Origin of the sequence: Aeromicrobium panaciterrae (assembly GCF_031457275.1) — a bacterium.
GTDB lineage: Bacteria > Actinomycetota > Actinomycetes > Propionibacteriales > Nocardioidaceae > Aeromicrobium > Aeromicrobium panaciterrae_A.
Genome location: NZ_JAVDWH010000001.1, coordinates 981,687 through 1,006,184, shown reverse-complemented (window position 1 = coordinate 1,006,184; position 24,498 = coordinate 981,687). Strand labels below are relative to the sequence as shown.

30 protein-coding genes and 1 riboswitch are annotated in these 24,498 nt (G+C 64.0%); of the genes, 17 read left to right on the top strand and 13 right to left on the bottom strand.

The genetic code is table 11. From position 1 onward, the window contains the following. Window positions 1-13 precede the first annotated feature (13 nt). On the bottom strand, window positions 14-595 hold the full coding sequence (locus tag J2X11_RS05275) for a hypothetical protein (protein ID WP_309967530.1): 582 nt from the start codon (window positions 593-595) through the stop codon (window positions 14-16). Window positions 596-857: 262 nt separating this feature from the next. Here J2X11_RS05275 and J2X11_RS05270 point away from each other — a divergent pair, with 262 nt between their 5' ends. Genes J2X11_RS05270 through J2X11_RS05260 form a run of 3 tightly spaced genes read left to right on the top strand, consistent with a single transcriptional unit; the run spans window position 858 to window position 2,832 of the window. Next, window positions 858-1,322 (top strand): hypothetical protein, encoded by a 465-nt coding sequence (locus J2X11_RS05270; protein WP_309967527.1) that lies wholly within the window; start codon window positions 858-860, stop codon window positions 1,320-1,322. Window positions 1,323-1,338: 16 nt separating this feature from the next. Next, a complete protein-coding gene (locus J2X11_RS05265) occupies window positions 1,339-2,304 on the top strand; it encodes a haloalkane dehalogenase (RefSeq protein ID WP_309967524.1) in 966 nt (321 codons plus the stop codon). A gap of 33 nt (window positions 2,305-2,337) precedes the next feature. Continuing rightward, entirely contained in the window at window positions 2,338-2,832 is a 495-nt protein-coding gene (locus tag J2X11_RS05260; RefSeq protein ID WP_309967521.1) for a hypothetical protein, read from the top strand. Between the two features lie 10 nt (window positions 2,833-2,842). On the opposite strand, the gene J2X11_RS05255 is transcribed toward J2X11_RS05260, so the two are convergent. After that, window positions 2,843-3,745 (bottom strand): homocysteine S-methyltransferase family protein, encoded by a 903-nt coding sequence (locus J2X11_RS05255; protein WP_309967518.1) that lies wholly within the window; start codon window positions 3,743-3,745, stop codon window positions 2,843-2,845. 131 nt (window positions 3,746-3,876) lie between these two features. Here J2X11_RS05255 and J2X11_RS05250 point away from each other — a divergent pair, with 131 nt between their 5' ends. Both J2X11_RS05250 and J2X11_RS05245 read left to right on the top strand, forming a co-directional pair. After that, the gene (locus J2X11_RS05250) at window positions 3,877-4,815 is read left to right on the top strand and encodes an alpha/beta fold hydrolase (protein ID WP_309967516.1); all 939 of its coding nucleotides are present in this window, start codon (window positions 3,877-3,879) and stop codon (window positions 4,813-4,815) included. A gap of 68 nt (window positions 4,816-4,883) precedes the next feature. Then, on the top strand, window positions 4,884-5,201 hold the full coding sequence (locus tag J2X11_RS05245) for a hypothetical protein (protein WP_309967515.1): 318 nt from the start codon (window positions 4,884-4,886) through the stop codon (window positions 5,199-5,201). Between the two features lie 12 nt (window positions 5,202-5,213). Here the strand turns inward: J2X11_RS05245 and J2X11_RS05240 are convergent, their stop codons facing one another. The 4 genes from J2X11_RS05240 to J2X11_RS05225 are packed head-to-tail and all read right to left on the bottom strand — an operon-like array spanning window position 5,214 to window position 7,325. Next, window positions 5,214-5,468: a hypothetical protein gene (locus J2X11_RS05240; protein ID WP_309967512.1), complete on the bottom strand. Its 255-nt coding sequence runs from the start codon at window positions 5,466-5,468 to the stop codon at window positions 5,214-5,216. Then, window positions 5,465-6,349 carry a nucleotidyltransferase family protein gene (locus J2X11_RS05235; RefSeq protein WP_309967509.1) on the bottom strand — a complete coding sequence of 295 codons (885 nt, stop codon included), beginning with the start codon at window positions 6,347-6,349 and terminating at the stop codon, window positions 5,465-5,467. Before J2X11_RS05235 ends, J2X11_RS05240 begins: the two co-directional genes overlap by 4 nt. Next, window positions 6,346-6,606 carry a PqqD family peptide modification chaperone gene (locus J2X11_RS05230; protein ID WP_309967505.1) on the bottom strand — a complete coding sequence of 87 codons (261 nt, stop codon included), beginning with the start codon at window positions 6,604-6,606 and terminating at the stop codon, window positions 6,346-6,348. Before J2X11_RS05230 ends, J2X11_RS05235 begins: the two co-directional genes overlap by 4 nt. Then, complete coding sequence (locus tag J2X11_RS05225) at window positions 6,603-7,325, bottom strand: hypothetical protein (RefSeq protein ID WP_309967502.1); 723 nt, start codon at window positions 7,323-7,325, stop codon at window positions 6,603-6,605. The genes J2X11_RS05230 and J2X11_RS05225 overlap by 4 nt, the downstream gene beginning before the upstream one ends. A gap of 239 nt (window positions 7,326-7,564) precedes the next feature. On the opposite strand from J2X11_RS05225, the gene J2X11_RS05220 reads away from it, so the two are divergent. Continuing rightward, a complete protein-coding gene (locus J2X11_RS05220; RefSeq protein ID WP_309967499.1) occupies window positions 7,565-8,527 on the top strand; it encodes a hypothetical protein in 963 nt (320 codons plus the stop codon). A 37-nt stretch (window positions 8,528-8,564) separates the two neighbouring features. Here J2X11_RS05220 and ychF read toward each other — a convergent pair whose 3' ends face one another. Genes ychF through J2X11_RS05205 form a run of 3 tightly spaced genes read right to left on the bottom strand, consistent with a single transcriptional unit; the run spans window position 8,565 to window position 10,726 of the window. Then, the gene (ychF, locus tag J2X11_RS05215; protein WP_309967497.1) at window positions 8,565-9,653 is read right to left on the bottom strand and encodes a redox-regulated ATPase YchF; all 1,089 of its coding nucleotides are present in this window, start codon (window positions 9,651-9,653) and stop codon (window positions 8,565-8,567) included. Window positions 9,654-9,659: 6 nt separating this feature from the next. Next, window positions 9,660-10,193 carry a GNAT family N-acetyltransferase gene (locus J2X11_RS05210; protein ID WP_309967494.1) on the bottom strand — a complete coding sequence of 178 codons (534 nt, stop codon included), beginning with the start codon at window positions 10,191-10,193 and terminating at the stop codon, window positions 9,660-9,662. After that, window positions 10,190-10,726, bottom strand: a complete 537-nt coding sequence (locus J2X11_RS05205) for a GNAT family N-acetyltransferase (protein ID WP_309967491.1) — start codon at window positions 10,724-10,726, stop codon at window positions 10,190-10,192. The genes J2X11_RS05210 and J2X11_RS05205 overlap by 4 nt, the downstream gene beginning before the upstream one ends. A gap of 38 nt (window positions 10,727-10,764) precedes the next feature. Here J2X11_RS05205 and J2X11_RS05200 point away from each other — a divergent pair, with 38 nt between their 5' ends. Then, a complete protein-coding gene (locus J2X11_RS05200; protein WP_309967488.1) occupies window positions 10,765-11,235 on the top strand; it encodes a DUF6542 domain-containing protein in 471 nt (156 codons plus the stop codon). Here J2X11_RS05200 and J2X11_RS05195 read toward each other — a convergent pair. Next, on the bottom strand, window positions 11,211-13,097 hold the full coding sequence (locus J2X11_RS05195) for a Na+/H+ antiporter (RefSeq protein WP_309967485.1): 1,887 nt from the start codon (window positions 13,095-13,097) through the stop codon (window positions 11,211-11,213). The genes J2X11_RS05200 and J2X11_RS05195 overlap by 25 nt on opposite strands. A 36-nt stretch (window positions 13,098-13,133) precedes the next feature. Further along, on the bottom strand, window positions 13,134-14,126 hold the full coding sequence (locus tag J2X11_RS05190; protein ID WP_309967481.1) for a 4-hydroxy-3-methylbut-2-enyl diphosphate reductase: 993 nt from the start codon (window positions 14,124-14,126) through the stop codon (window positions 13,134-13,136). Between the two features lie 162 nt (window positions 14,127-14,288). Further along, a riboswitch (cyclic di-AMP (ydaO/yuaA leader) is annotated at window positions 14,289-14,436 on the top strand. On the opposite strand from J2X11_RS05190, the gene J2X11_RS05185 reads away from it, so the two are divergent. The 3 genes from J2X11_RS05185 (at window position 14,436) to J2X11_RS05175 (ending at window position 16,529) form a co-directional block, all read left to right on the top strand. Further along, complete coding sequence (locus J2X11_RS05185) at window positions 14,436-15,011, top strand: C40 family peptidase (protein WP_309967478.1); 576 nt, start codon at window positions 14,436-14,438, stop codon at window positions 15,009-15,011. Its footprint overlaps the riboswitch before it by 1 nt. Before the next feature lie 77 nt (window positions 15,012-15,088). Continuing rightward, window positions 15,089-16,312 carry an exodeoxyribonuclease VII large subunit gene (xseA, locus tag J2X11_RS05180; protein WP_309967475.1) on the top strand — a complete coding sequence of 408 codons (1,224 nt, stop codon included), beginning with the start codon at window positions 15,089-15,091 and terminating at the stop codon, window positions 16,310-16,312. Beyond that, window positions 16,305-16,529: an exodeoxyribonuclease VII small subunit gene (locus J2X11_RS05175; protein ID WP_309967473.1), complete on the top strand. Its 225-nt coding sequence runs from the start codon at window positions 16,305-16,307 to the stop codon at window positions 16,527-16,529. Before xseA ends, J2X11_RS05175 begins: the two co-directional genes overlap by 8 nt. Here the strand turns inward: J2X11_RS05175 and J2X11_RS05170 are convergent. Then, window positions 16,502-17,026 (bottom strand): DUF4245 domain-containing protein, encoded by a 525-nt coding sequence (locus J2X11_RS05170; RefSeq protein WP_309967470.1) that lies wholly within the window; start codon window positions 17,024-17,026, stop codon window positions 16,502-16,504. The genes J2X11_RS05175 and J2X11_RS05170 overlap by 28 nt on opposite strands. An 86-nt stretch (window positions 17,027-17,112) precedes the next feature. On the opposite strand from J2X11_RS05170, the gene glpX reads away from it, so the two are divergent. From glpX to J2X11_RS05135, 7 genes are read left to right on the top strand one after another with little or no spacing between them, the layout of a single operon-like run. Beyond that, window positions 17,113-18,120, top strand: a complete 1,008-nt coding sequence (gene glpX, locus J2X11_RS05165) for a class II fructose-bisphosphatase (protein WP_309967468.1) — start codon at window positions 17,113-17,115, stop codon at window positions 18,118-18,120. 19 nt (window positions 18,121-18,139) lie between these two features. Beyond that, window positions 18,140-19,039, top strand: coding sequence for an alpha/beta fold hydrolase (locus tag J2X11_RS05160; RefSeq protein WP_309967464.1), 900 nt, complete (start codon window positions 18,140-18,142; stop codon window positions 19,037-19,039). Continuing rightward, complete coding sequence (locus J2X11_RS05155; protein ID WP_309967460.1) at window positions 19,036-19,671, top strand: FMN-binding negative transcriptional regulator; 636 nt, start codon at window positions 19,036-19,038, stop codon at window positions 19,669-19,671. Before J2X11_RS05160 ends, J2X11_RS05155 begins: the two co-directional genes overlap by 4 nt. Window positions 19,672-19,716: 45 nt before the next feature. Continuing rightward, a complete protein-coding gene (locus tag J2X11_RS05150) occupies window positions 19,717-20,358 on the top strand; it encodes a maleylpyruvate isomerase N-terminal domain-containing protein (RefSeq protein WP_309967457.1) in 642 nt (213 codons plus the stop codon). A 43-nt stretch (window positions 20,359-20,401) separates the two neighbouring features. Further along, window positions 20,402-21,787 carry a class II fumarate hydratase gene (locus J2X11_RS05145; protein WP_309967454.1) on the top strand — a complete coding sequence of 462 codons (1,386 nt, stop codon included), beginning with the start codon at window positions 20,402-20,404 and terminating at the stop codon, window positions 21,785-21,787. Beyond that, on the top strand, window positions 21,784-22,269 hold the full coding sequence (locus J2X11_RS05140; RefSeq protein ID WP_309967452.1) for a GNAT family N-acetyltransferase: 486 nt from the start codon (window positions 21,784-21,786) through the stop codon (window positions 22,267-22,269). The genes J2X11_RS05145 and J2X11_RS05140 overlap by 4 nt, the downstream gene beginning before the upstream one ends. A gap of 25 nt (window positions 22,270-22,294) precedes the next feature. Further along, window positions 22,295-23,170: a TIGR03619 family F420-dependent LLM class oxidoreductase gene (locus tag J2X11_RS05135; RefSeq protein ID WP_309967449.1), complete on the top strand. Its 876-nt coding sequence runs from the start codon at window positions 22,295-22,297 to the stop codon at window positions 23,168-23,170. Here J2X11_RS05135 and J2X11_RS05130 read toward each other — a convergent pair. Then, window positions 23,167-24,498, bottom strand: coding sequence for a DUF2079 domain-containing protein (locus J2X11_RS05130; protein WP_309967447.1), 1,332 nt, complete (start codon window positions 24,496-24,498; stop codon window positions 23,167-23,169). The genes J2X11_RS05135 and J2X11_RS05130 overlap by 4 nt on opposite strands.

Here is a 24,498-nt window from a genome sequence, read left to right as displayed (position 1 = left end):
CTCGTTGAGACGGTCACGACTGCGGGTCGCGGTGTAACCGCTTGCGCCAATCCACTCTGGCAAGCAGGACGAGGGCGACGATCATGAGGATTTCCAACCCCAATCCCCAGGGAGACGTGAGCGACGACAGCAGCACGCTGCCTGTGTCGGTGTTACTCAGAGCCCGCGCACCTCCGACGTACAGCGAATAGCTGACAGTACGTCCGGCGAAGAATGCTGCGGTCAGCGGAATCAGCCTGATCGTCATCAGACCCGCTGCCTCGAACAGTTGAGCTGACGGGACAGGCGAGAGTGCGAAAAGTGCGAGGACCGCCGCACCGTGTCGTTGGCGCCGCTCGAGCAGTTCGCCAGCGGCGATGAAGTTCTCACGATGACGACGGGGAAGGTAGCGGGCCAGGCTACGGGTGGCCTGTGCCAGCAGGAGCCGGCCAGTAGCTGCCGAGAGCGCACCAACGAGAACCAAGAGTGGAACGGTGTAGTCCCCGTGCAGATGGAACAGGACGAGAACGGCCCAGGTCGGGGGGCCGAAGGCAGGCAGCAAATTGATGCCGAACACAGCCAACGCCAGAAACACATACGGCTCGACTTCGCCCACGCATCCACCTCCTGATTGGAAGTGTGCCCGAGCCGCGGGGCCGCGGAGAGAGGATCAACCCCGTGACCTCACACTTTCACTGCAGCGCAGGAGTCCGTCACACTCCTGCTGCTGCATACCTGGCCCACGATGAAGAACCATAAATACGACTGCGAGTCACCGTTGGTCGCGGTTAGCCTGATCTGACCGACCGGGCTGTCGCAGGCTCACGGGCATCCGGCTGGCGGCAGAGAGCGAGATCGGCATGAGCCAACGATGGCGGTTGACGCTGGGGGCAGCACTTCTCCTGGCAGCCTTGGTAACCGGATGTACCGACTCGAATGACGCGCCCTCAAAGCCCTCTCCGTCCGTCCAGGCTGACTACGTCACACAAGTCAACGCCCTGTGCGGGAAGCTCCTCACTCAGGTCTTGGCGTTCGACATCGGGAACGTGGTGTCAACCGAGGAGTTCTTGACCAAGCACGAGAAACTGGTCGCCGCCATTCAGGACTTCGACGCCGAAGTCGAATCAATCCGGGTGACAGCGGCAGACCGCAAAGCAGCTGACGCGTTCGATGCATACCGGCGATTCTCCGATGCAGCTGACGCCCCCGTCTTTGCTGCGGCTCAGACAGGCGATCAAGAGCGATTCGAAGCTGCGAACGACCAGTACTTGGAGACGGTCCACGGGGGCGTGACTGAGATCGACAGGATGCACAAGGTCGGAATCCAATGCAACGCGCGATGAGTTCACAATGGTGCGCGTGACACATCACGCACTCCGAACCCCGGACTCCCGCTTCGACAATCTGCCGGACTACCCGTTCACGCCGAACTTCCGCGACGTCGAGGCCGAGGGCATGGATCCGGTACGGATGCACTATCTCGACGAGGGACCCGCCGATGGCCCCGTTGCGTTGCTGCTCCACGGCCAACCAACCTGGTCCTACCTGTACCGCAAGGTCGTACCGGTGCTCGCAGGTCGCGGGATTCGGGTGATCGCTCCGGACAACATCGGGTTCGGTCGTTCCGACAAGCCCGTACGCAACACCGACTACACCTTCGCTCGGCACATCGAGTGGACGCAGAGCCTGGTCACCGGCCTCGACCTCCGCGACATCACCTTGGTCGCCCAGGACTGGGGCGGACCAATCGGGTTCAGTGTCCTCGCGGCGGAGCCTGACCGATTCGCGCGCGTCGTTGCGGCTAACACCATCCTGCACACGGCCGATCCGGCCCTGGCCGACCGGCTCGACTTTGCAGTCAACGGAGTCGGCGAGTCTCGGGTGCTACTCGAGGAGGCGCTGGTCGACTACCTGCTCTACACCCAGCGAGCCGAGGAGCTCCGTGCAAGCGACTTCATCGCCGCCACCGCCTCGACACCACCAGACCCGGACGTGCTAGCGGCGTACGACGCCCCGTTCCCGGACCAGTCGTACACAGCGGGCTTGAGGCAGATGACCGCACTGCTCCCCCTAACCCGCAACGACGTCGGCGCTCGTACCGGTCGCCGCACGATGCGCGCACTGGAACAGTTCGAGCGACCCTTCCTGACGGCGTACTCCGATGGCGATCCGGCGACGCGAGGGTGGGAGTCGATTTTCCAGGAGCGAGTCCCTGGCGCCGCAGGCCAGCCGCACGTGCAGATCCTCGGGGCAGGTCACTTCCTGCAGGAGGACGCCGGCGAAAAGCTCGGCGAAGTCGTTGCGGATTTCATCGCCGGAACCTAGCGAACCCTGCGACCTCTCTTCTACCGTCTGAACATGATCCCGATCGAGAAGTACGCGGAACTGTGCGCCTTGATGGCGGACACCGCTGGTGATGAGCAGCGCGAGTTTGCGATCGCAGCCGCCCATGATGTGAGTGAGGCCGAGTGGCTCGAGTCGAAGACCGGCTGGACCGCAAAAATGAGTGACCCGGCCGATGGTGGCAAGACCGCGCTGGCGTTCATGCCGCTGTACCAAGAGGCGCAGGCTCGTGCCCGTGGTGGGGCGGTGCCCTGCACCCTGGAGTTCTTCGCCAAGGTGCACGCAGAGATGTCGTTCCGCCTCGACCCCTCAGGCAACAAGGTCGACCACCACCTAGTGCTGGCCGAGAACGGCATCGAGCACCACCGCTGGCTCGAGTGCGAGGGCTACTGGACGCCGATCGTGGGCGCCCCGACCATCCTTGGCGAGCCGAATCCCAAGTATGACGCGGCCCGAAGCCAGGAATATCAGGCGCTGCTCGAGCAGGCACGCGCCCGCATCAAGGGCTAGACGACCCCGGTCAGACGCCCCAGAGCGCTGCCACGTGCCGACTGTCGGTTCCGCAGCACCCGCCGAGAACGCCGAGTGTCGGCACCTGGCCTCGCAACGTGCTCGCCGACGACGACAGCAGGCTCATGTCGCCAGCGTCTAGGACTTCCATCTCGTCGAGCTCGGCGTGCGACATCGTCGAGGCGTTCGGTCGGAAGAACCGGAGCCGCTGCTGCCAGGCAGCGCCGTCCAAGGCAGGAAGCACGTGCGTCGGGTGGGCACAGTTCACGCCGTACCAGTCCGCCGGCGCTTCGGCCTCCAGTCGGCCTACCGCTGCCGCCAGCGTGCTGCCGTCTGGCAGCACACCGTCGGTCTCCACCGTGAACGAGATCGCCACGGGCAGCCCGGAGTCACGAGCGGCGCGCACTATGCCGATTCCCTCGGCCGGCCCAGTAATCGTCATCCCATGGACCAGATCAGCACCTGCAGCGGCGAAGGATCGCACCTGCGCGGAGTGGTACTCGGCAGCCTCGTCCGGGTCCTCGCCGCCCGCCAGGTACCCGTCGCCCCGGGGTCCGACGACGCCGCTGACCAGCGTGCTGTCGAGCCCGGATGTCGTCGCGGCCCGCCGCGCCAGGTCGACAGCAGCACGATTGGCCCGGTCCAGACCCTCTGCGTTGTAGCCGAGCACCTGACCCCAGTCGGGATTGGCACGCCACGTCGGTGTCTCCACCAGTAGGCCCGCGCCAGCGGCAGCCGCGATCACGGCGTACCCGGCGTAGTAGCGCTCAAGGACAGCGACACCGTCCGCGTTCTCGACGAGCGGGAACGAGGCGAATTCCGGGAGGTCGATTCCGTGGTTGAAGATCAGGTCGGTCTCAAGACCGCCGTCGGTCACCCAGGACGAGCCGTCCAGCAGGTCAGATCCGGTCATGGCTGACTTCGATTCTTCATCTCGGGCACCTCAATCTGGTTGCCCCCCAAGCGCGATCGTACGCGGAACAACGTGGGCTCCGTCGCGGCATTCGAGGAATGGTGAAGGTGCCTGTCCGATAGCCTGCCTCGATGACCCGCCGCCGAGTCGCTGTCGCTTTCGTCGCCATCGCTGCGCTGCTCCTCATCAACACCTTCCTCGTCAACCGGGATTCCCGTGCTGCCGAAAGCTTCGCAGGTGGTCACGTTCTGAAGCTCGAGGGGCCGGACCTCAATGTGCGCGAGTACGGTCCAGCCTCGGCCAATGATGCGATCGTGCTGCTGCACGGCTATTCAGCATCGATCGAGTGGTGGAAGTACGTGATACCGGCGCTGACGGCGACCGGTCGCCGGGTCGTCGCCATCGATCTGGTGGGGCACGGCGGCTCGGAGGCGCCCACCGACACTGATGCCTATGGTGCAGCCGGTCAAGCTTCCGCGGTCATCAACGCCTTGGCCGAGCTCGGCTTGCAGCACGTGACCTTGGTTGGTCACTCGATGGGCGGACACGTGGCCCTTGCAGTGGCCGAACGAAAGCCTGGCCTCGTCGATGGAGTCGCCATCTCGGACACGTTCGGCGGTCCCGGACTTCGCGCCCTGCCCATCCTGGCTCGGGCCGCCTGCTGGCCGGTCATGGGGCAGTCCATCGATCGCTTCAAGCACTGGGACGCCATGGTCGAGGGCTCCCTCCAGACTGGATTCGCGAAGAACTTCAAGGTGCCGGCAATGGCCCACCGTTCGTTGGAGCAACTGACCTATCGCGGCGTCTGCAAGTCGAAAGCAGGGGATCAGATGAATGCGAAGGAGCCCGTCGCTGATCAACTCGTCGCACTTGGCAAGCCCGTGCTTGTCATCTGGGGTGATCGGGATGACCTGACCCCGACTGCGACGAACGTTGCCCGCTACGAGAAGTCCGGGCTCAAGCCCCACATCATCAAGGGATCTGGACACAGTCCAATGATTGAGAAGCCGAATGCGTTCCTCAAGGTGTTGCTGCCGTTCCTCGCCAGCGTCCAGCGCTCTGGTAGCTAGGACTGGCCCCGCGTCCGCCTCGGTGCATTTGGAGTGGTCAGCCCAACCCAGCCCGCTACCATTGGTCCATGGGTGAATCAGAGAGCAGGCGAGACGATCCGCTCCTCTCTCGGCGCGCCATGTTGCGCGCCACCGCATGGACGGCTCCGTTTGTTGCGCTAGCAACCATCGCTCCGCCTGCGGCTGCCGCAACCTTGACGATCCCGGACCCGCTGATTCCCGCTGAAAACCCTCTCCCGATTCCGGAGCCAAACCTCCCCCAAATTCCGGTGCCTCCCGCCATCAAGATTGTGCCGCCGCCGATCCCGGGCATCCCTCCGGGACCTGGCAGGCCCCAGATCGTGCTGCCTGACAAGGTCCCACCCAAGATCTTCAAGCCCAAATAGAGTTCACTCCCGCTAGGCGGGAACGATCAATTTGGCGTCGGCGAGCGCCTTCAGCGCCAGGTTGATGAGTGCCTGCTCGGCGACTCCATCGCCGAGCGCAACGACTTCTTGGGCCGACAAGCGGAGCCACACCCACGAGGTTGCGCCCTCAAGAATGCGGGGCCCGTCAGCGTCGGGTGGAGACGTATGGGCCGCAATGACGCGAACTTCATCGCCAACCCAGGCCACGTCACTTCGGATACGCCACTCGTTGCTGGGATTGATCATGAGTTCCACCTGACGGCCTTCGCGATTCCTTGACCGATCCGACGCGCTACCTGGCGCAAACGGGACCAACCTGTGGGCTGCGGCAGCCCACCCGCTGCGGCTTGCGGGTCAAATGAGAGGGCCCGCATCAGCTGCCGTGGTTTGCGACGAAGTGGAGCACGCCGAAAGGCGACCCACCACCCGTAGCCGGTGCGCCCTCCGCCCAACACGCGATTCCGCCAGTCTGCCCAGTCGTCTTTGGTCATAGCGCCATGATCAAGTGGCGATATGTCGACCGTGGCGAACAGAGGCGCCACCACTTCAGAAGCACGGCAGTCAGCAGCAAGGCGAGTGAGCGAAGACTTGTCGGCGTCAGACCATCGGGAGACGGCAGCATTCCATTGCTCCACCTCCACGAGACTTCGAGGCTCCATCGGCATGCGGGCCAAGTTCACCGCCGCGATCAGCGCCGATCCAATGAGACCGGTGCACGGCACGGGCTGATGCGCCAACTCAATGCATGTCTGCTCTTCCCAAAGTTGCGTGAAGGTCGATTCGGGATCTGCGTAGCAGCCGGGGAAGAACGTATGGAGATCAATCTCGGTGTGCCAGCGGGGATGGATCAGCGTGATGGCGTGTGGGACGGCGATCAACGGGTACTGCGACGGCTCGTTGAACGCGGCCCACCCGGACTTTTCGAGTAGCCGACGCAAGGGTCCCGCGTGGTCAGGTCGCACCAGGATGTCGACGTCACCCCAGCCGCGTTCGGCGCGGAGGCCGTGGAACGAGAGCGATGGTCCCTTGACTAACAGCAAATCAAGATGGGCGTCCTGCGCCACCCGGGCCACCATCGCTGCCAAGACATCCCGAGCTTCGCTGGTTGCCAATGGTCGTTCTGTCATAGGTCGATTTCCACGATTTCGAGTGCTGCGAGTTGACTGAGCATGCGCTCGACCAGATCACGCGCGTCCGCGTCGACTGGTTCACCGAATTGATCGACAAGCATCGCGGCGAGTTCGTCGCTGGTGCGCGAAACCGTCAGTCCACCAACCAGAAACGTCGCAAGTTCGGAGAGCCGAACAACGTTCGATCCAGCCATCACCACGGATTCGTTTCCGTGTTCGAAGATGTCACTGAGTGCGCCACGCGTAACTCTCATGCCAATGATTCCGCAACGAGTTCGGACAGGTCAGACGCCTCGCGATAGCGGGCTCGTCTTAGCCCACCGCTTCCCGAGACGACCGCAGCCAACTGATGGAGCGGTTGGGCAAGTGCGTTCAGGTAGGAAGCCTGCTGCGCGAGCAGCGGCAAGGCATCGAGAATCTCGACGTCCTCGAGCAGGGTTGTTGCAGCGTCGTCGCGATCGAGAATCCACAGGCCAGCGAGGTATTCGGTTCCGTTCGCCTCACTCAATCCGAACTCGACGGGAGCGACCTGCTCCTTGATGCCGTAGTGACCGAGCGAGAGCGGTTTGGGAATGCCAAATATCTGGAGATCGCTCGTGATCAATACAGCTTCATCGGAGATGTAACGACGGTTGCCGCCATTGGCCTGTACCCAGGTTGTCTTGCCGGCGCCCGAAGCTCCAACAACGGCGAGTGCCGCGCCGGAGTCTGGGTTGGCGATGGCCGCAGCGTGAAGCATCACCGCCTGCCCGGCCCGCGCATCAATCGCAGCGCGGGTCACGTCCTGCGACAGCAGGTGCATGCCAGTTGCGCTGTCGTGTCCCCGCCAGGCCACACGTCGCGCCGCAAGCCCACCGGACCGAGCTAGGCAGTGCTGCCACGCCCACTCCACCTGATCCTTCACGCGCGGGTCAACGGAGGTCGGCAGCTCAACGTCGATCCGAACGTCGAGCACCTCCAGAGAAACCTGCATCACACAACCCTAGGTGGATCCACGGAAAGCACTGAGGAACCACCGAACTGAGAGCTCCGTGGAATCACAAGTGCGAACTCCGGATCGGTGGTCGTATGTGCCGCGTAGAGTCTCTACGACTCGTAGGGGACGTGCCAATGCCGCATTCGCTTGACCTGCTCCGCACAGGCCGCAACACCCGAAACTCGCTCCTGGCACTGCTCCTACTGATTTCGCTCTCGGCTTGCGCAGGCCAATCCGTGTCATTCGTCGCGTCAAGATCCAAGGTCGGACCTGCCGACACGATCACACTGTCTGGCGCATTCAGCGACAAAGTGGCCGGTCTGGAGGTCGAACTTCAGTCGTCGACACGAGGGTCCGCGTTCGAACCAACCGGACAAGCGACAATCACCGACAGTTCAGGCGCCTACACGTTCAGTTACAAGCCCGGCTCTCGAGTAAAAACCAGCCTTCGGGTCGTCCTGGTCAATGGAGACAAAACGGTCGTCTCTCGCGAACTAGCGATCACCGTTCTAGAAGCGACTGCAATCAAGTCACATCTAGAAGGACCGACCGAAGTAGCGCTCGACGAGAAGGTGACTGTCATCGGCACTGTCTCGCCAGCAGAACTAGGCCGTGCGGTGACGCTCGAAGCAACCGTCGATGGGACAACCTGGGTTTCTGTCGGTGCCCCCGTGACGACGGCCAACAACGGCTCATTCACGCTCAGAGCGCCAACGACCAATGCCGGAGCGATCACGGTGCGCGCCACAGTTCTTGAAACGCCACAGCATGCGGCAGCAAGCGGAAAGCCGATGAACTTCTTCGTCATCGATCACGAGGCTGCGGCGCACTACCTAAGTTGTGTCAAACCGGCGAATGAGGCCGGGGACGCTTTGAACACTGCGATCAGCAGACACAACGCCGGCGCAATTTCATGGTCAGCGCTGAAGAAGGCCACCACGGTGTACGCACAAGGTCTCGACGAGGAAATCAGGTGTCTGAAGAACTATTCGTGGCCGTCATTGGTCGCAGGACTCATCAGCGATCTTGCGCGGCAAGAGGCCGTGGTCTACGACGCTACGAAGAGGGCCCTGTCAGCGAAGACTTCCGCCACGTACTTGGCCGCTTTCGGTACGGACTTTCGCAAAGCGGGCGACAGGGGCGCATCCGATGGGGCGAAGATACGTCGGGGACTGGGACTTCCCGCAAGCACAGACTGACGGCTCACGTCGCTGGCGTAAGCACCCGAGCCGGAGCTCAGACGTTGAAGCGGAACTCGACTACGTCGCCGTCTGTCATGACGTAGTCCTTGCCCTCCATGCGAACCTTGCCGACCGACTTGGCAGCGTTCATGGAACCAGCATCGACGAGATCAGCGAACGAGACGATCTCAGCCTTGATGAAGCCGCGCTCGAAGTCCGTGTGGATCACGCCAGCAGCCTGCGGAGCAGTTGCACCCTTGGGGATCGTCCACGCGCGCGACTCCTTGGGGCCTGCGGTGAGGTACGTCTGCAGACCGAGCGTGTCGAAGCCCACGCGAGCAAGTGCGTCGAGACCGGGCTCGTCGACACCCATGTCAGCCAGCATTTCGGCACGCATGGCCTCAGCCTCTTCGTCATCGCCGAGCTCGACGAGTTCGGCTTCGGACTTGGCGTCGAGGAAGATCGCCTCGGACGGCGCGACCAGCGCGCTCATCTGCTGTTTGATCGACTCATCGCTGAGCTCATCGTGATCGCAGTTGAAGACGTAGATGAAGCGCTTCGAGGTCATCAGGTGCAGATCGCGTAGGAGCTCGAGATCGAGACCGGCCTTCTGGACACCGACGCCTGCCTCGAGCGACTCCTTGGCCTTCTTGGCTTCCTCGTACGCGGGCACGAGCGACTTGTCCTTGCGCGACTCCTTGTCGAGGCGCGGCAACGCGTTCTCGAGAGTCTGAAGGTCGGCCAGAGCCAGCTCGATCGAGATCGTCTCGATGTCGTTGGCGGGGTTCACGTCGCCGTCGACGTGTGTGACATCCTCGTCGCGGAACACCCGGGTGACCTGGCAGATCGCGTCGGATTCGCGGATGTGGGAGAGGAACTTGTTGCCCATCCCCTCGCCTTCGGATGCACCACGGACGATGCCGGCGATGTCGACGAACTGCACTGTCGCGGGGAGGATCTTCTCCGAGCCGAAGATCTCGGCAAGCTTGCCGAGTCGGGCGTCGGGTACGCCGACGACTCCGACGTTGGGCTCGATCGTCGCGAACGGGTAGTTGGCCGCTAGGACGTTGTTCTTGGTGAGGGCATTGAAAAGGGTCGACTTGCCCGCGTTGGGGAGTCCGACGATGCCGATGGAGAGAGCCACAAGGGGCTACTTTACGGGCTCGCCGGGACCCTTCAGACAGAAGGCACGGAGCTCTTGGTCGTACCAGTCCGTACGCAGGCCAAGGTCCTCCATACCGAGCCGCCGACAAACGGCCTGCGACGGACCGTTGTCGGGCTTAGTCACGGCGTAGAGCTCGGTCAAACCGGCCGCAAATCCCCGGGCAACGAGCGCGCTTGCCGCCTCGGTGGCGAAGCCATTGCCCCACGAATCAGGATGTAGGTGCCACCCAATCTCCTCGTCCTCGCGGTCGACATCCTTGCTCGCAGGAATGGGCACAAGCACAGCCATGCCGGCGACGACACCGTTGTCCTTGCGTTCAACGGCGAACACGCCGGCTTCGGGGCGGTCGCCCGCGCGGCTCGGCATCCGATCGATTCGCGTGTGAGCTTCGTCGATCGTCTTCATCGGAACGCCCTCGCCACTCCATTTGGCCACCTCGATGCGACGCATCATGTCGAACAGCCGATCGGCGTCGTCATGCGTGTAGAGGCGCAAGACGAGGCGCTCAGTCTCGATCATCGCTTGGCCCACTCGTCGCGGGTGGCTGTGAAGTAGCGCGAATAGCCCAGGTACCAGGGATCCGGGACGAGTCCGCGTTCGACCAGACCGAGTCGGCGAGCGACACGCGCTGACGCCTCGTTGTCGGGGTACATCCCGCACCAGATCTCATCGAGTCCCGCCACAAACGCCTGGTCGATCACGGCGACTGCCGCCTCGGTCGCATAGCCGTGACCCGAGGAGTCGGGGTGCAGATGCCAGCCGACCTGCCGTTCGTCGTTGATCGGGTAGGGAACCTGGACGATCATCGCGGTGCCGGCCAGAACTCCGGTGTCGCGTACCTCGATCGCATATCCGCAGTTGAGCGGCCCAATGTCGCCGGTGTTCCAGTTGTCGATCCAGGCGCGAGCCTCGTCGAGATCAGGCATCGGTATGAACGGCGGATCACTCAGCCACCGGATTACGTCGAGACGGCTCTGGATGTCGAGCACCCGTGGAGCGTCATCGTGCGTGAAGGGACGCAGGATCAGGCGCTCGGTCTCAATGATTCCCACGTGTCGTTCCTATCAGTCGCCTCCCCCAAAGTGTCATCGTGGCGGCGCATGATGAAGGTATGGACGCGCACCCGGTCGAGTCGCCCTCACGCCCACAGCGTGCAGGGCACGATCTGAATGCTCGCGAGGCGATCCGCATCGCGGTCATCGCCATGGCGGCGCTCACCGGTCTCGACCTGACCGACGGCAGCCTCGGCTTCCTGTTCTCACTCAGCTTCGTACTGATTGTCGTGACCGTCGCGATGGCGGTCGATCTCGAGTCGCTGTTCCAGGCTGGCGTGTTCCCACCAGCTCTGATGATTGGCGCGTTGGCTGTGGTCTCGATGTTCTGGGCCGACGCGATCCAGGTCAACGGGCTCTCCGACGATGCAGGCTTCATTGGTCGCCTCATCGCCTCGACGATCGATCACGGCAAGACGTTGGTGCTGGGTCACGGCCTTGCGCTCGGCATCATCGCCCTGCGCATCATGACTGCTCCGGATCGTCAGCCCAATACTTCGTCGATGTAGCACCAGCGCCAGGCTTCACCGGGTTCGAAGCTGCGCATCACGGCGTGTCCCGACTCGTGGAAATGCTTGGTTGCGTGCGTATTCGGCGACGAGTCACAGCAACCGACGTGGCCACACTCCATACATAGACGCAGGTGCACCCACTCGTCGCCGTCCGCGAGGCATTCTTCGCAACCCGTCGGCGTCACGGGTGGCGGTACGACGACTGCCGCTGAGAGGTGCTCGCACGGGCCGCCTTGCTCGTACGTTGGCCGCAGCTCGGTCTCGCGGTTGGCCGTCGTCTCGTCCTCGTACATGCGATCAAGTATCGACTCTTCGACATCGAGCGCATTCATGACACGAGCCAGGATCGACTGGTCCACGCTTCCGAGCGCCCGTATGCGCAGCAGCTCGTCACGTTCACGGGCGAGCATGGCCGCCCGCAGACGTGAGTACTGCGCGCTGGGTGTCGCTGAGCCGCCAAGTCGCTCCCACACGGCGTTCGTACGATCCGTAGCGCGCTCGCGAAGACGGTGCATGACCGAATCAGACACCGTGCCCTCGACCTCTTCGTCCAGGAACTTCATGCCCTCGTCGGCCACCGCCTGATAGACCGTCGCCTCCTGCAGGTGGTCTTCATGCCGATCGGGCCCCGGCACCTTGAGCAGACGGACGAGCGTCGGGATCGTCAGACCCTGGATGAGGAGCGTGCCGATCGTGACGACAAACGCCATCAGGACCAACACCTCACGCTTCTCGGTGTGCTCGGGCAGCAGGAACACCGCCGCCAGAGTCACGACACCGCGCATACCGGTCCACGCCACGAGGAAGACGACCCGAGGAGAAGGCCGTGGTTCGGCATCCCGGATCTTGGGGATCATGCGTGCCGCGTACGTCGCGGGGAACACCCACAGGATTCGCAGCAGGATCACGGCCGCAAGCACGGCTGCGCACGAGACCGCAATGCGCGGGCCCGACACGGTGCTCTCACCAAGGTCGTCCACGATCGAGCGCACTTGCAGCCCGATCAGAAGGAAGATGGCGTTCTCGAGTACGTACGAGATGGTGGACCAATTCGTACGCTCGAAGAGCCGAGACGATGCCGACTGAATGATCGGTGACTTGTGGCCAAGGATGATTCCGGCGACCACCACGGCGAGCACACCTGATGGGTGGCCCTCGACTCCGGGGATGTGAATCTCCTCCGCGGGGAGATAGGCGATCCAGGGCGTCAGCAGCGAGACAGCGACATCGGTGACGTCGTCCTGAATCAGCTTGCGGATTTTGCCGACAACGATCGCGACAAGAAGGCCGATCAGCGCCCCTCCAATCGCGGACAGCACGAAGCTTGCGCCGACCTCCCAGACACTGACCGTTCCGCCGATCGCAGCGATCGACGCGCGCAAGGTGACGATCGCGGTCGCGTCGTTCACGAGGCTCTCGCCCTCAAGGATCGTGACGACTCGGCGCGGGAGTCCCACGCGGCGAGCAATCGACGTCGCAGCCACGGCATCCGGCGGCGCGACGACCGCACCGAGTGCAAGCGCGACCGCCAGCGGTACGTCGAGCAGCCACCACACGAGCAAACCAACGCCGGCAGTGGTGAACAGGACCAAGCCAACGCTGAGCAGCGCAATCGGCCGCCGGTTGGCGCGGAAATCAACCAGCGAGGTCTGAATCGAGGCGGCATACAACAGCGGCGGCAACAGCCCGATCAACACGAGCTCAGGAGTCAGCTCGAAGTCCGGTACGAACGGCAGATAGGACCCGACGATCCCGACGACGATCAGTACGAGCGGCGCCGACATCCCCAGCCGACCGGCGGCTGCGCTCACGGCAACTGCGATCGCCAGCAGGGTGACGAGGGTTAGCGCAATGTCCACGGGAAGAGTCTGTCACCAGACGCCACGCGGACGGACCTACTTGTAGGGAACGCCGGCCTTCTTCATGTCCTTGCGGAGCTCGGGCGGCAGGGCGAAGATCAGGCTCTCGTCAGCCGTGCGTACGGCCTCAGCACCAGGGTGGCCGCGCTCTGCGAGATAAGCCAGCACTTCCTGGACCAGGTCATCCGGTACAGAGGCGCCCGAGGTGACACCAACGTTCTCGACACCATCGAGCCACGTCTCGTCGATCTCGGAGATGTCATCGATGCGGTAGGACGCTTTGGCGCCAGCCTCGAGTGCAACCTCGACCAGGCGCACCGAGTTGGAGGAGTTGGCCGAGCCGACGACAATCACGAGATCGGCGTTCTTGGCGATCTCCTTGACCGCGACCTGGCGGTTCTGGGTCGCGTAGCAAATGTCGTCGCTGGGCGGATCTTCGAGCTGCGGGAACTTCTGGCGCAACCGACGTACGGTCTCCATCGTTTCGTCGACACTCAGCGTCGTCTGTGACAGCCAGGAGAGGCGGGTGCCTTCGGGGAACTCGAGCGCGTCGACATCGTCGGGGGTCTGCACCAACGTGATGTGGTCAGGTGCCTCGCCTGCAGTGCCCTCAACCTCTTCGTGACCTTCGTGCCCGATCAGCAAGATGCTGTAGCCCTCGCTGGCGAAGCGGCGAGCCTCGTGGTGCACCTTCGTCACCAGCGGGCAGGTGGCATCGATTGTCTTGAGGCTGCGCTCGGCGGCTTCGGCGTGCACCATCGGCGAAACACCGTGCGCCGAGAACACGACAGTTGCGCCCTCGGGCACCTCGTCGAGCTCTTCGACGAAAATCGCGCCGCGGTCACGCAGGTTGTTGACGACATGCTTGTTGTGCACGATCTCCTTGCGCACGTAGACCGGCGAGCCGTAGAGGTCGAGAGCCTTCTCAACCGTGATCACCGCACGGTCAACTCCGGCGCAGTAGCCGCGGGGATCAGCGAGCAGAACGCTGCCACCAACAGACGGCATACCGAGCGACACTTCAGTCATGACTCCATCCTAGGCGACCGTCACAGTCCCCTTCTGAGAGCGCTGTCCTGCGACGCAAGTCACGCTCGATCTGTGACTTTGAATACGAGAAATTCGCTCTCCTCCCGGTAATGTCTAGGCCCGTTGACCCCCACCGGGGCCGACCTGCGGCCACGCTGAGGCCCATCAGGACCGCAGAAATCGAACCCGTGATGGGCACGGAAGACCCGGCAGTTCGGCTCCTCGGAGCCTTGGGGTGAATCGAATTCGACAGGCAACCTCGCGCCTGAACCCGACAGGTCATCTTTCGCAAGCGTGCTTGAGGAATCCATGCGCAACAGTTCACGTACTCTTGCCTGCGCTCTGCTGGCATCGTCCATCGCATTTGTTGGCCTCACTGGACCCGCTTCAGCCGAGACCGCTCCTGCGTCGCCCAACCTCATCTCCGCACTCCTGACTCCGGCGTCCGCGTCGGAAGCGACGGAACCGGCACCGCCTCCAGCCGAGACGGATGAGCCGACGCCCAAGCCGAAGCCCAAGCCGAAGCCCAAGCCGAAGCCCACGCGTGCCCAGAAAGTCATCAAGTGGGCCAGCAAGCAGAAGGGCGACCCGTACAAGTACGGCGCCAACGGCCCCGGCTCCTTTGACTGCGCTGGACTCGTCCAGTACGTCTACAAGAAGTCCGGCAAGAAGGTCGGTCGCACGTCGGGAGCTCAGCTCAAGGGCAAGCACATCTCGAAGAGCAAGAAGAAGAAGGGCGACATCCTGATCTTCATCAGCAATGGTCGCGCCTACCACTCGGCGATCTACGCCGGTGGCGGCAAGATGTGGGAAGCCCAGAAGTCGGGCACCCGCGTCGGCAAGCACAAGATCTGGAGCAGCGGGTACGTCGTACGCCGCCCCTGATTCACATCGCCATCCAGCGCGGCCCTTCACCACCGGTGAGGGGTCGCGCTGTCGTTCCGTCCCCCTAGGGTGTGCGTATGGCACTCGAGACGTCGGCTGAGAAGCCGGCACCGCTGCGGCAGATCTCGCAGCTCCTCGACGGCTACATCGCCCGACTCGGCGCCGTCTGGGTCGAAGCCGAAATCGCCCAGCTCACCCGTCGCCAGGGCGTCTGCTTCCTGACGCTGCGCGACCTCACAGCCAAGATTTCGATCGATGCGACGTGCAGTTCGGTCATTCTCGATGCCTCACCCACGCCGATCACCGAAGGTGCGCGCGTCATCGTGCACGCCAAGCCGACGTTCTACTCCCCCCGCGGCAGCCTGTCTCTCGAGTTGCGTGAGATCCGCCCTCAGGGCGAGGGGGAGCTTCTCGCTCAGCTGGAGCGCCGCAAGCAACTCCTCGCGGCCGAGGGCCTGTTCGACCCACGCCTCAAGAAGCCCCTCCCGCTCCTCCCCCGCGGCATCGGCCTGATCACTGGCAAAGCATCAGCCGCCGAGCGCGACATCCTCAAGAACGCCCGTCTGCGCTGGCCGGACGTACGGTTCGTCGTCCGTCATGCGCTGATGCAGGGTGCCAACTCCGCCGCAGATGTGATGGACGCCCTCAAAGAGCTCTCGCGCGACGACTCAGTCGACCTGATCGTGATCGCTCGCGGCGGCGGCTCGGTCGAGGACCTGCTTCCGTTCTCCGACGAGGGACTCATTCGCGCCGTGTTCGCTGTCGCCAAGCCTGTGGTGAGCGCCATCGGCCACGAACCCGACACCCCGCTGCTCGACCTGGTCGCAGATCTCCGCGCCTCGACGCCGACCGACGCAGCCAAGCGCATCGTCCCCGACGTACGCGAGGAGCTCGCCGGAGTCGCGTCGATGCGCGAGCGCGCCAACCTGGCGATCCGGTCGATTCTTGATCGCGAGTCACGCGGACTGGCCGAGATTCGCTCACGCCCGGTCATGGCCAACCCGTTGACTGTCGTCGACATGCAGCAGGGCGTCGTCCACGAGCTGCGTGACAGAGCGCGCCGCTCCTTCGGTCATCGACTCGACCGCTCAAGCGATGAGATTGGACACCACTTGGCGCGCGTACGTGCCCTTTCGCCACTGGCCACCCTGGAGCGCGGCTATGCCGTGGCACAGCTGCCCGATGGCACCGTCGTACGCTCGATCGCGCAGGTTGCTCCCGACTCCGAGTTCACCGTTCGGCTCGCTGACGGCAACGTCGGCGTACGCACGACCACCACCACTGAGGATGAACATGGCTGAGACTCCCGAGATCCCCTACGAGCAGGCCCGCGACGAGCTCATCTCTGTGGTGCAGAAGCTTGAGGTCGGCGGCACCAGCCTCGACGAGTCATTGGCCCTCTGGGAACGCGGCGAGGTCCTCGCCAAGATCTGCCAGCAGTGGCTCGACGGTGCTCGCTCGCGCTTGGCTGCTGCGGCTGGACTGCCCGATCAGGACGCAGAGAGCGAGGCCACGTAGGCCTCGACCTCGGCCCTCGGTGCCTCACCGGTCACGAGGGTCGTCAGACCCGACTCGGTTCGTACGAATGTCACCTCGCCGTCTGGGCCTTCGCGAAGGTTCCACGTCTCGCCGTCGATCGTGACCTCGCCCGCAGCCGTGCTGTCCTTCGCGTAGGTCGCGACGAGCTGCTTGGCGTCGCCCGTGCGTTGCTCGAGGCCGACGTACTCCTCGTCATCTGTCACGACTCCAAGGTGCCAAGTGGTCGGAGTGAACTGTGCGGAGGTGGCGACCCAGCCCTTGGGCAGCGTCGCCGGAGCCAACAGCGCGAACTCTGCAGCAGGTCGTGCGCTGCGAACCGTCGACACATAGTCAATCGGCTTGACGTTCGAGTCCGGTGTCTTGGTGAAGAGCTGGCCAAATCCCCACAGCGCGAGGACCAGTGCGCCGAGCACCGCAACCGACCGCACGATGTCACCCATCGAGGGATTGCCACGCGACGATCCGGTCGAGCTCATGCTCTTGCTCCTTGGTTGGGTTTCAGCGCTGTCACCCTACGTTCCTGACTTCGCGGGCCCCCACGGCGTACCGGTAAGATGCGGCCGTGGACCGCCTCCAGCCAGACTCTCAAGCCCCCGACCGCAACCTCGCACTCGATCTCGTACGAGTCACCGAGGCGGGAGCCATGGCCGCCGGCCGCTGGGTCGGTCGCGGTGACAAGAACGGTGCCGATGGCGTCGCGGTCAACGCGATGCGCAAGCTCATCAACACCGTACCGATGAACGGCATCGTCGTGATCGGCGAGGGCGAGAAGGACGAAGCCCCCATGCTGTTCAACGGCGAGCAGGTCGGTGACGGCACAGGTGCCGAGACCGACGTGGCCGTCGACCCGATCGACGGAACGACGCTGACTGCCAAGAGCCTGCCCAATGCGGTGTCCGTCATGGCGGTCGCACCTCGCGGCTCGATGTACGACCCGTCGGCCGTGTTCTACATGGAGAAGCTCATTGCCGGCCCCGAGGCCGCAGATGTCGTCGACATCCGCCTGCCAGTTGCCGAGAACATCTCACTCGTCGCCAAGGCCAAGGGCATCTCCGTCAGTGACGTCACAGTCTGCGTACTCGACCGTCCGCGCCACCAGGGCATCGTCGACGAGATCCGCGCCGCCGGAGCACGCATCAAGTTCATCATCGACGGCGATGTCGCCGGCGGCATCACCGCAGCACGCCCCGACACGGGAGTCGACCTGCTGATCGGTATCGGCGGCACCCCCGAAGGGATCATCACCGCCTGCGCGATCAAGGCGATCGGCGGAACGATCCAGGGCAAGCTGTGGCCGATTGACGACGACGAGCGCCAGCGCGCCATCGACGCAGGTCACGACCTCGACCGCGTCCTGCTGACCAACGACCTGGTCAACGCCGATGACTGCTTCTTCGTGGCGACCGGCATCACCGACGGCGAGCTCATGCACGGAGTCCGCTACGGCGCCGGCAAGGCCTACACAGAGTCGATCGTCATGCGCTCCCGCAGCGGTACGATCCGCAAGATCACCAGCGAGCACAGCCTGGAGAAGCTTCAGGCGTACTCCGCGATCGACTACGAACACTGAGCAACCACACAGAGGACGCATGACTTCATCGGGAGAGTTGTTTGCGTCGCTGCCCTCGGGCATCGACATCTGTTACGAGACCTTCGGCAACGCCGAGGATCCTCCGCTGCTTCTCATCATGGGCATGGGCGGACCGATGAACTGGTGGTCCGTCGACTTCTGCGAGCGCCTTGCAGCTCGGGGCTTCTTCGTCATCCGCTACGACAACCGCGACACCGGTCGCTCGACCAAACTCGATCAGCATCGAGTCTCCAAGTCGTCGGTCTACAAGGCCTACCTCGGCCGTGTCGCCCCTCCGTACGGATTGGATGACTTCGCCGAGGATGCACTCGGACTCCTCGACCACCTCGGGCTCGACCGGGTCAACATGGTGGGTGTCTCGATGGGCGGCATGATCGCGCAGACGATCTGCATCTCCCACCCTGAGCGCGTCCAGTCCCTGACGTCGATCATGTCGACGACGGGCAAGCGTACGGTCGGCTGGCAGAACCCCCGCGTCATCCCGGCGCTCATGTCGTCGGCTGGCAACACCATCGACACCTATATCGCTCGGTCTCTGCGGGCTTCGGCCGTCATCGGGTCGCCAAACTTTCCAGCCGCAGAAGAGGCGACTCGCGCTCGCGCCACTGAGACGTACGAGCGTGGCTGGTCGGCAAGCGGAACCGTACGTCACATGCTGGCCGTGCTCAGTGCGACGGATCGCACCAGCGATCTCGCCAAGCTCGACCTGCCTGTCACTGTCATCCACGGCATGAAGGACCCACTTGTCCATCGATCGGGAGGCAAGGCCACCGCGGCCGCCATCCCCGGAGCCGAACACATCGAGATCGGTGGCATGGGCCACGACCTGCCGCCCGAGCTCTACGACACGTTCATCAACGCGATCGAGCGCAACACCAAGCGCTCTGTGTCCTCATGAGGCACAACGACTTCCACGCGACGACCGATGTCGCCGTCGTACGGCAGATCATCGCCGACAATCCCTGGGCGACCATCGTCAGCAACAACGAGGGCGAGTTCGTTGCATCGCACTACCCGTTCTTGCTCGACGACACGACAGACGAGCTCGTACTGGTGACCCACGTCGGTCGACCGGACGACAAGCTGCACGACTTCGCCGACCGAGACGTGCTCATCGTGTTCCAGGGACAGCACGGGTACGTGTCGCCCAGTTGGTACGAGCCCGGATCCGTGAAGGCTCCAACGTGGAACTTCAGCGCAGTCCACTGTCACGGGACGCCCGAGATCCTCGATGCCGACGCCAACCTGGCCGTGCTGACCAAGCTGGTCGCACACTTCGAGCAACACGTCGATGACCCCATGTGGCTCGACCAACAATGGGCACCGCCGATTGCCCGGGGCACGGTGGGTCTGCGCATCCCGATCGACCGATTCACCTGCAAGGTCAAGATGAGCCAGGACAAGGATCCGGTCACCGTCCAGAACGTGATTGACCGACTGCGTGAGCCTGGGCCGTACAACCAGCCGTACCTCGCCGACGACATGGAGCGTGCGCGTACCGAAGGCATCGGCTACCCAACCAAGGGCTGAGCACGAAACACGCCTGCAACCAGAGCCCTATTAGGCTCCGTAAGCATGGATCCGATCGATCGCGCGGCGTTCGTCAACGCGTGCCACGATGCGTTCTCACTGGCGAGTCACAGCGCAGTCGCCAAGGCGTGGAACAACGAAAGCGCGTGCGCCGGGATGACCGTCGGCGGGCTCGCCCACCACCTGTTGGCGCAGGCCAGCAGTGTTGTCAGAGCGCTCGACACGCCTCCAACTACCGAAGCTCCCATCGCACTTCTCGATCACTATGCGCGGGCCGACTGGGTCAAGGCTGGTCCTGACGACGAGGCCAACCTCTCCATCAGGCACGCGGCCGATGAATCCGCGACCGACGGGCACGCAACCGTGCTCGCCCAGGCCGCTAGAGCGCTGGCACACCTGCCCGAGGTGCTCGCCGCCCCTCGCTCCCCTGACTGCATCCACATCCCGTGGCAGGGCTGGTCGCTCACCACCGATGACTTCCTCGTGACCAGATCGATGGAGATCGTGGTGCACTCCGATGACTTGGCAGCGAGCGTCGGCCTGCCACTGCCGGAGTTCCCCGACAACATCGTGGAGCACGTCGTCCACCTGCTTGCCGGGGTGTCGCTGCGACGTCACGGGCAGGAAGCGATCGTACGAGGACTCAGTCGTCCTCAGCGCGCACCAAGCTCGATCTCCGCGTTCTAGGCCGTATGAAAGCGGCAGAGGCCGCAGCGATATCGTCAGCCTCATGACCGAATACCGCATCGAGCACGACACCATGGGCGAGGTCAAGGTGCCTGTTGACGCCTTGTGGAGCGCCCAGACCCAGCGTGCCATCGAGAACTTCCCGATCTCCGGCACCCCGATCGAGTCCGCGCAGATCCGCGCTCTCGCTCAGATCAAGGCAGCCTGCGCCAAGGCCAACGCCGAGCTCGGCATCCTCGAGCAGGACATGGCTGACGCGATCGTCGCTGCTGCTGACGAGGTCGCCACCGGCCAGCACGATGCGCAGTTCCCCATCGACGTGTTCCAGACCGGCTCCGGCACCTCGAGCAACATGAACACCAACGAAGTGCTCGCCAACCTCGCCACCAGCAAGCTCGGCAAGCCCGTTCACCCCAACGATCACGTCAACGCGTCGCAGTCGTCGAACGATGTCTTCCCGACGTCGATCCACGTTGCCGCGACCGCGTCGGCCACCAACGAGCTGATCCCGGCGCTCGACCACCTGGCCCAGTCGCTTGAGCGCAAGGCCAAGGAGTTCGCCCAGGTCGTGAAGTCCGGCCGCACCCACCTCATGGACGCCACCCCGGTCACCCTCGGCCAGGAGTTCGCTGGCTACGCCATGCAGGTGCGCCGCGGTATCGAGCGCATCGAGGCATCGCTCCCCCGTACGGCTGAAGTCCCCCTCGGCGGCACCGCCGTCGGCACCGGCATCAACACCCCGATCGGCTTCCCGCAGCGCGTCATCGAGCTGCTCGCCGAGGGCAGCGGCCTTCCGGTCACCGAAGCAGTTGACCACTTCGAAGCGCAGGGCGCCCGCGACGGACTCGTCGAGATGTCCGGCCAGCTTCGTACGATCGCCGTCAGCCTGACCAAGATCTGCAACGACCTTCGTTGGATGGGCTCGGGACCGCGTACGGGACTCGGCGAGATCAACCTCCCCGACCTCCAGCCCGGCTCGAGCATCATGCCCGGCAAGGTCAACCCAGTCCTACCGGAGGCCACCCTGATGGTGTGCGCCCAGGTCATCGGCAATGACGCCACGATCGCCACCGCTGGCGCCTCGGGTGCCTTCGAGCTCAACGTCATGTTGCCCGTCATCGGCCGCAACCTGCTTGAGTCGATGCGTCTGCTCGGCAACTCCTCCAAGGTCCTCGCGGATCGCTGCATCGACGGCATCACGGCGAACGAAGAGCGGTGCCTCGAGCTCGCCGAGTCGTCGCCGTCGGTTGTCACGCCGCTCAACCGCTTCATCGGCTACGAGAACGCCGCGAAGATCGCCAAGACAGCGGTCAAGGAGAAGAAGACGATCCGTCAGGTCGTCATCGAGATGGGCTTCGTGGAGCGCGGTGACATCAGCGAGGCTGACCTGGACAAGGCGCTCGACGTCATGTCCATGACGCACCCTTGATCATTCGCTCTGCGACCGACACTGACTGGCCGCTGATCTGGCCGTTCTTCGACTCCATCGTCAAGGACGGCCAGACATACGCGTACCCGAACGACCTGACGATCGACACCGCCAAGCCGTTGTGGCTTGAACCAGCTCCTGGCCACGCGGTGGTCGCTGTCGAGGACGATGTGGTGCTGGGCTCAGCCAAGATGGGCCCGAATCGGCCCGGTCGCGGAGCACATGTCGCAACGGCAAGCTTCATGGTCGATCCCGCCGCCCGAGGCAGGGGCGCTGGCAGGCTGCTCGGCGTGCACATGGTCGAATGGGCGCGCGCCGAGGGCTATCGTGCGATCCAGTTCAACGCGGTCGTCGAGACCAACACTTCGGCGGTCAAGCTCTGGCAAAACCTGGGCTTCCAGATCATCGGAACGGTGCCCGAGGCATTCGACCACCGCGAGCTCGGTCTGGTCGGTCTCCACGTCATGTACCTGCCCCTCTAGAACGGATGCGCTCTAGTGTCGAGCCATGCGCTTCTCCATCACGGTCGCCTTTCAGCCCGTTGACGAGCTCCTGACCCTCGCCCGAGTCGCCGACGAATGCGGGTACGACGCCATCTCGATCCCCGACCATGTGGTCGACCTGGAGACGCTCTCCACGCCCTACCCGTACACCCCGGACGGCAAGCGACGCTGGGAACACTCGGCTGAATGGCCAGACCCATGGGTGCTGGCAGGTGCGATGGCTGCGGTGACCACGGACATCCACTTCTACACCTCTGTGTACGTGACGGCGCTACGCAGTCCGTATCAGGTCGCGAAGGCGGTCGGCACGGTCGCGGCTCTGTCCGGCAATCGGGTGGCCTTCGGAGTGGGCGTCGGCTGGTGCCGCGAGGAGTTCGAGCTCATGGGTCAGGACTTCGGCACCCGAGGCAAGCGCACCGACGAGGCACTCGACCTACTCGCCGAGCTGTGGTCGCCGGGGTGGAACTCGTTCGAGGGCACTTTCTATCCGACGCCGCGGCTGGTGATGGAGCCGACGCCGACGGCGCGGATCCCGATCTACGTCGGAGGCCTCTCCGAGGCAGGGATGCGTCGAGCCGCCCGCCACGACGGCTGGATCGGGGACCTGTACTCGACCGAAGAGGCCGGCAAGCACGCCCGCCGGCTGTCGGAGATCCGCGACGAACTCGGTCGTGACGGCGACTTCCGCTTCATCACGGCACTCACCGACGCGTTCCTCCCCGAGCAGTTCGCCGCCGCCGAGGAGGTCGGAGTCACGGATGTGTGGACGATGCCGTGGGCGTACTACCACGGGCTCGAGTGCAGCCTGGAGCAGAAAGTGGACGGTATCCAGCGCTTTGCCAACGACGTACTCAAGCCGCTGGAGGCCGCGAAGCTCTAGAGCCGATGTGCCAGAAAGTAGCCGCCCCCGCCGAACAGCAGCTCGTACTCTCCGCCGTACTTGTCCTGCGCGTACGCGACGGCGTCCACGGGCGAGCCGATGTTGGACGCCGTGTCGAACAGGACGTACTCCGGCGGCGGGTTGCCGGGTGTGCCGAGCCAGTAGACCGTGTTGTCGGTCGTCAGATGAGTCATCAGTCCGATGTCGGTCTCGACGCTCGCTCCCTTGGGAATCAGCGCAAGCACAGCGCGAGCCTCGGTGCCACGCTGCGACTCGGCATACGTCTCCGACTCGGTCAGCGCGACCAACGGCGAGTTGACCAGCATGAATCCCGTGACCACCAGCGCCGGGAGCGTCGCCCAGCGCAGCTGCGGCCAGCGCTTCATCGCGTCGATCATCGCGACAAACACGATCGGCATCAGCACGAGCGAGTAGTGCCACTCGGTGCCCCAGTAGTACGCGTTGTCACCCGCGAACCGCCATGCGAACGTTGGCAGCACCAGCAGTAGCCACGGCGAGAACAGGGCAGCAAGACCCGTGATGGCGATAGTCAGCAGCACAGTCGCGGCCTTGCGGTCGACCTCGTCGAACAATGTAGGGAAGATGCCGCGCTCACCGCCGAGCGAACCAGCGTGTGTGTAGGAGCCGTCCGGAGCAATTGAGGGCATCAGCACGAAGATGATGAACACCGCGGAGATCAGGCCGACGGCGCCGAGAACCACCCCGCGCCGGTGTTCGCCCGCGAGCCACAGCACGCCACCGATCACCGCGACCGTGAGCCCGAACTCCTCCTTGACCAGGATCAGCGGCAAGGACCAGACGACGACCGCATCGAAGCGCCGCTCCACGTATGCGGCACCCGCCAAGGCGAGCAATGGTGCTGCGAAGGCGACCTCGTGAAAGTCGACCTCAACGGCGGCAAGCAGGCCGAATGACGCGCCGTACGCGAGGCCAATCGCCACCCCGACGAGCATGCCGAGATGACGGATCGCCAGCGCCGCGATGATCGCGACGGAGACTGCCAGCAAGACAGCTTGGGCGATCAGGATCGTCTGCGCCGACGGGAACAGCCGGTAGAACGGTGCGATCAACACCAGAATCGGCGAGAAGTGATCACCGAGCTGGTTGAACCCGGCGCCGCGTACGTCAATCGTCGGCGCACCGAAATGTGCATATCCCCGAACCGCCTGCTCGAAGATGGCGTTGTCCCAGGATGAGAGCGCGAACTGGTTAAACCGTGCGAGCGAAATGACGCCGTAGGCGAATCCGAACACCACGCCGAGACCCGCCGGGATCCCCATTCGCGACGAATAGAGTCGGCGATCCAT

What these genes read in the sequence shown, in the direction of transcription:
- J2X11_RS05260 (WP_309967521.1), top strand. Translation starts at nt 2,338, where the DNA reads ATGATCCCGATCGAGAAGTACGCGGAACTGTGCGCCTTGATGGCGGAC.
- J2X11_RS05255 (WP_309967518.1), bottom strand. Translation starts at nt 3,745, where the DNA reads ATGACCGGATCTGACCTGCTGGACGGCTCGTCCTGGGTGACCGACGGC.
- J2X11_RS05250 (WP_309967516.1), top strand. Translation starts at nt 3,877, where the DNA reads ATGACCCGCCGCCGAGTCGCTGTCGCTTTCGTCGCCATCGCTGCGCTG.
- J2X11_RS05245 (WP_309967515.1), top strand. Translation starts at nt 4,884, where the DNA reads ATGGGTGAATCAGAGAGCAGGCGAGACGATCCGCTCCTCTCTCGGCGC.
- J2X11_RS05240 (WP_309967512.1), bottom strand. Translation starts at nt 5,468, where the DNA reads ATGATCAATCCCAGCAACGAGTGGCGTATCCGAAGTGACGTGGCCTGG.
- J2X11_RS05235 (WP_309967509.1), bottom strand. Translation starts at nt 6,349, where the DNA reads ATGACAGAACGACCATTGGCAACCAGCGAAGCTCGGGATGTCTTGGCA.
- J2X11_RS05230 (WP_309967505.1), bottom strand. Translation starts at nt 6,606, where the DNA reads ATGAGAGTTACGCGTGGCGCACTCAGTGACATCTTCGAACACGGAAAC.
- J2X11_RS05225 (WP_309967502.1), bottom strand. Translation starts at nt 7,325, where the DNA reads ATGCAGGTTTCTCTGGAGGTGCTCGACGTTCGGATCGACGTTGAGCTG.
- J2X11_RS05210 (WP_309967494.1), bottom strand. Translation starts at nt 10,193, where the DNA reads ATGATCGAGACTGAGCGCCTCGTCTTGCGCCTCTACACGCATGACGAC.
- J2X11_RS05190 (WP_309967481.1), bottom strand. Translation starts at nt 14,126, where the DNA reads ATGACTGAAGTGTCGCTCGGTATGCCGTCTGTTGGTGGCAGCGTTCTG.
- J2X11_RS05185 (WP_309967478.1), top strand. Translation starts at nt 14,436, where the DNA reads ATGCGCAACAGTTCACGTACTCTTGCCTGCGCTCTGCTGGCATCGTCC.
- xseA (WP_309967475.1), top strand. Translation starts at nt 15,089, where the DNA reads ATGGCACTCGAGACGTCGGCTGAGAAGCCGGCACCGCTGCGGCAGATC.
- J2X11_RS05175 (WP_309967473.1), top strand. Translation starts at nt 16,305, where the DNA reads ATGGCTGAGACTCCCGAGATCCCCTACGAGCAGGCCCGCGACGAGCTC.
- J2X11_RS05170 (WP_309967470.1), bottom strand. Translation starts at nt 17,026, where the DNA reads ATGAGCTCGACCGGATCGTCGCGTGGCAATCCCTCGATGGGTGACATC.
- J2X11_RS05160 (WP_309967464.1), top strand. Translation starts at nt 18,140, where the DNA reads ATGACTTCATCGGGAGAGTTGTTTGCGTCGCTGCCCTCGGGCATCGAC.
- J2X11_RS05155 (WP_309967460.1), top strand. Translation starts at nt 19,036, where the DNA reads ATGAGGCACAACGACTTCCACGCGACGACCGATGTCGCCGTCGTACGG.
- J2X11_RS05150 (WP_309967457.1), top strand. Translation starts at nt 19,717, where the DNA reads ATGGATCCGATCGATCGCGCGGCGTTCGTCAACGCGTGCCACGATGCG.
- J2X11_RS05145 (WP_309967454.1), top strand. Translation starts at nt 20,402, where the DNA reads ATGACCGAATACCGCATCGAGCACGACACCATGGGCGAGGTCAAGGTG.
- J2X11_RS05135 (WP_309967449.1), top strand. Translation starts at nt 22,295, where the DNA reads ATGCGCTTCTCCATCACGGTCGCCTTTCAGCCCGTTGACGAGCTCCTG.
- J2X11_RS05130 (WP_309967447.1), bottom strand. Translation starts at nt 24,498, where the DNA reads ATGGATCGCCGACTCTATTCGTCGCGAATGGGGATCCCGGCGGGTCTC.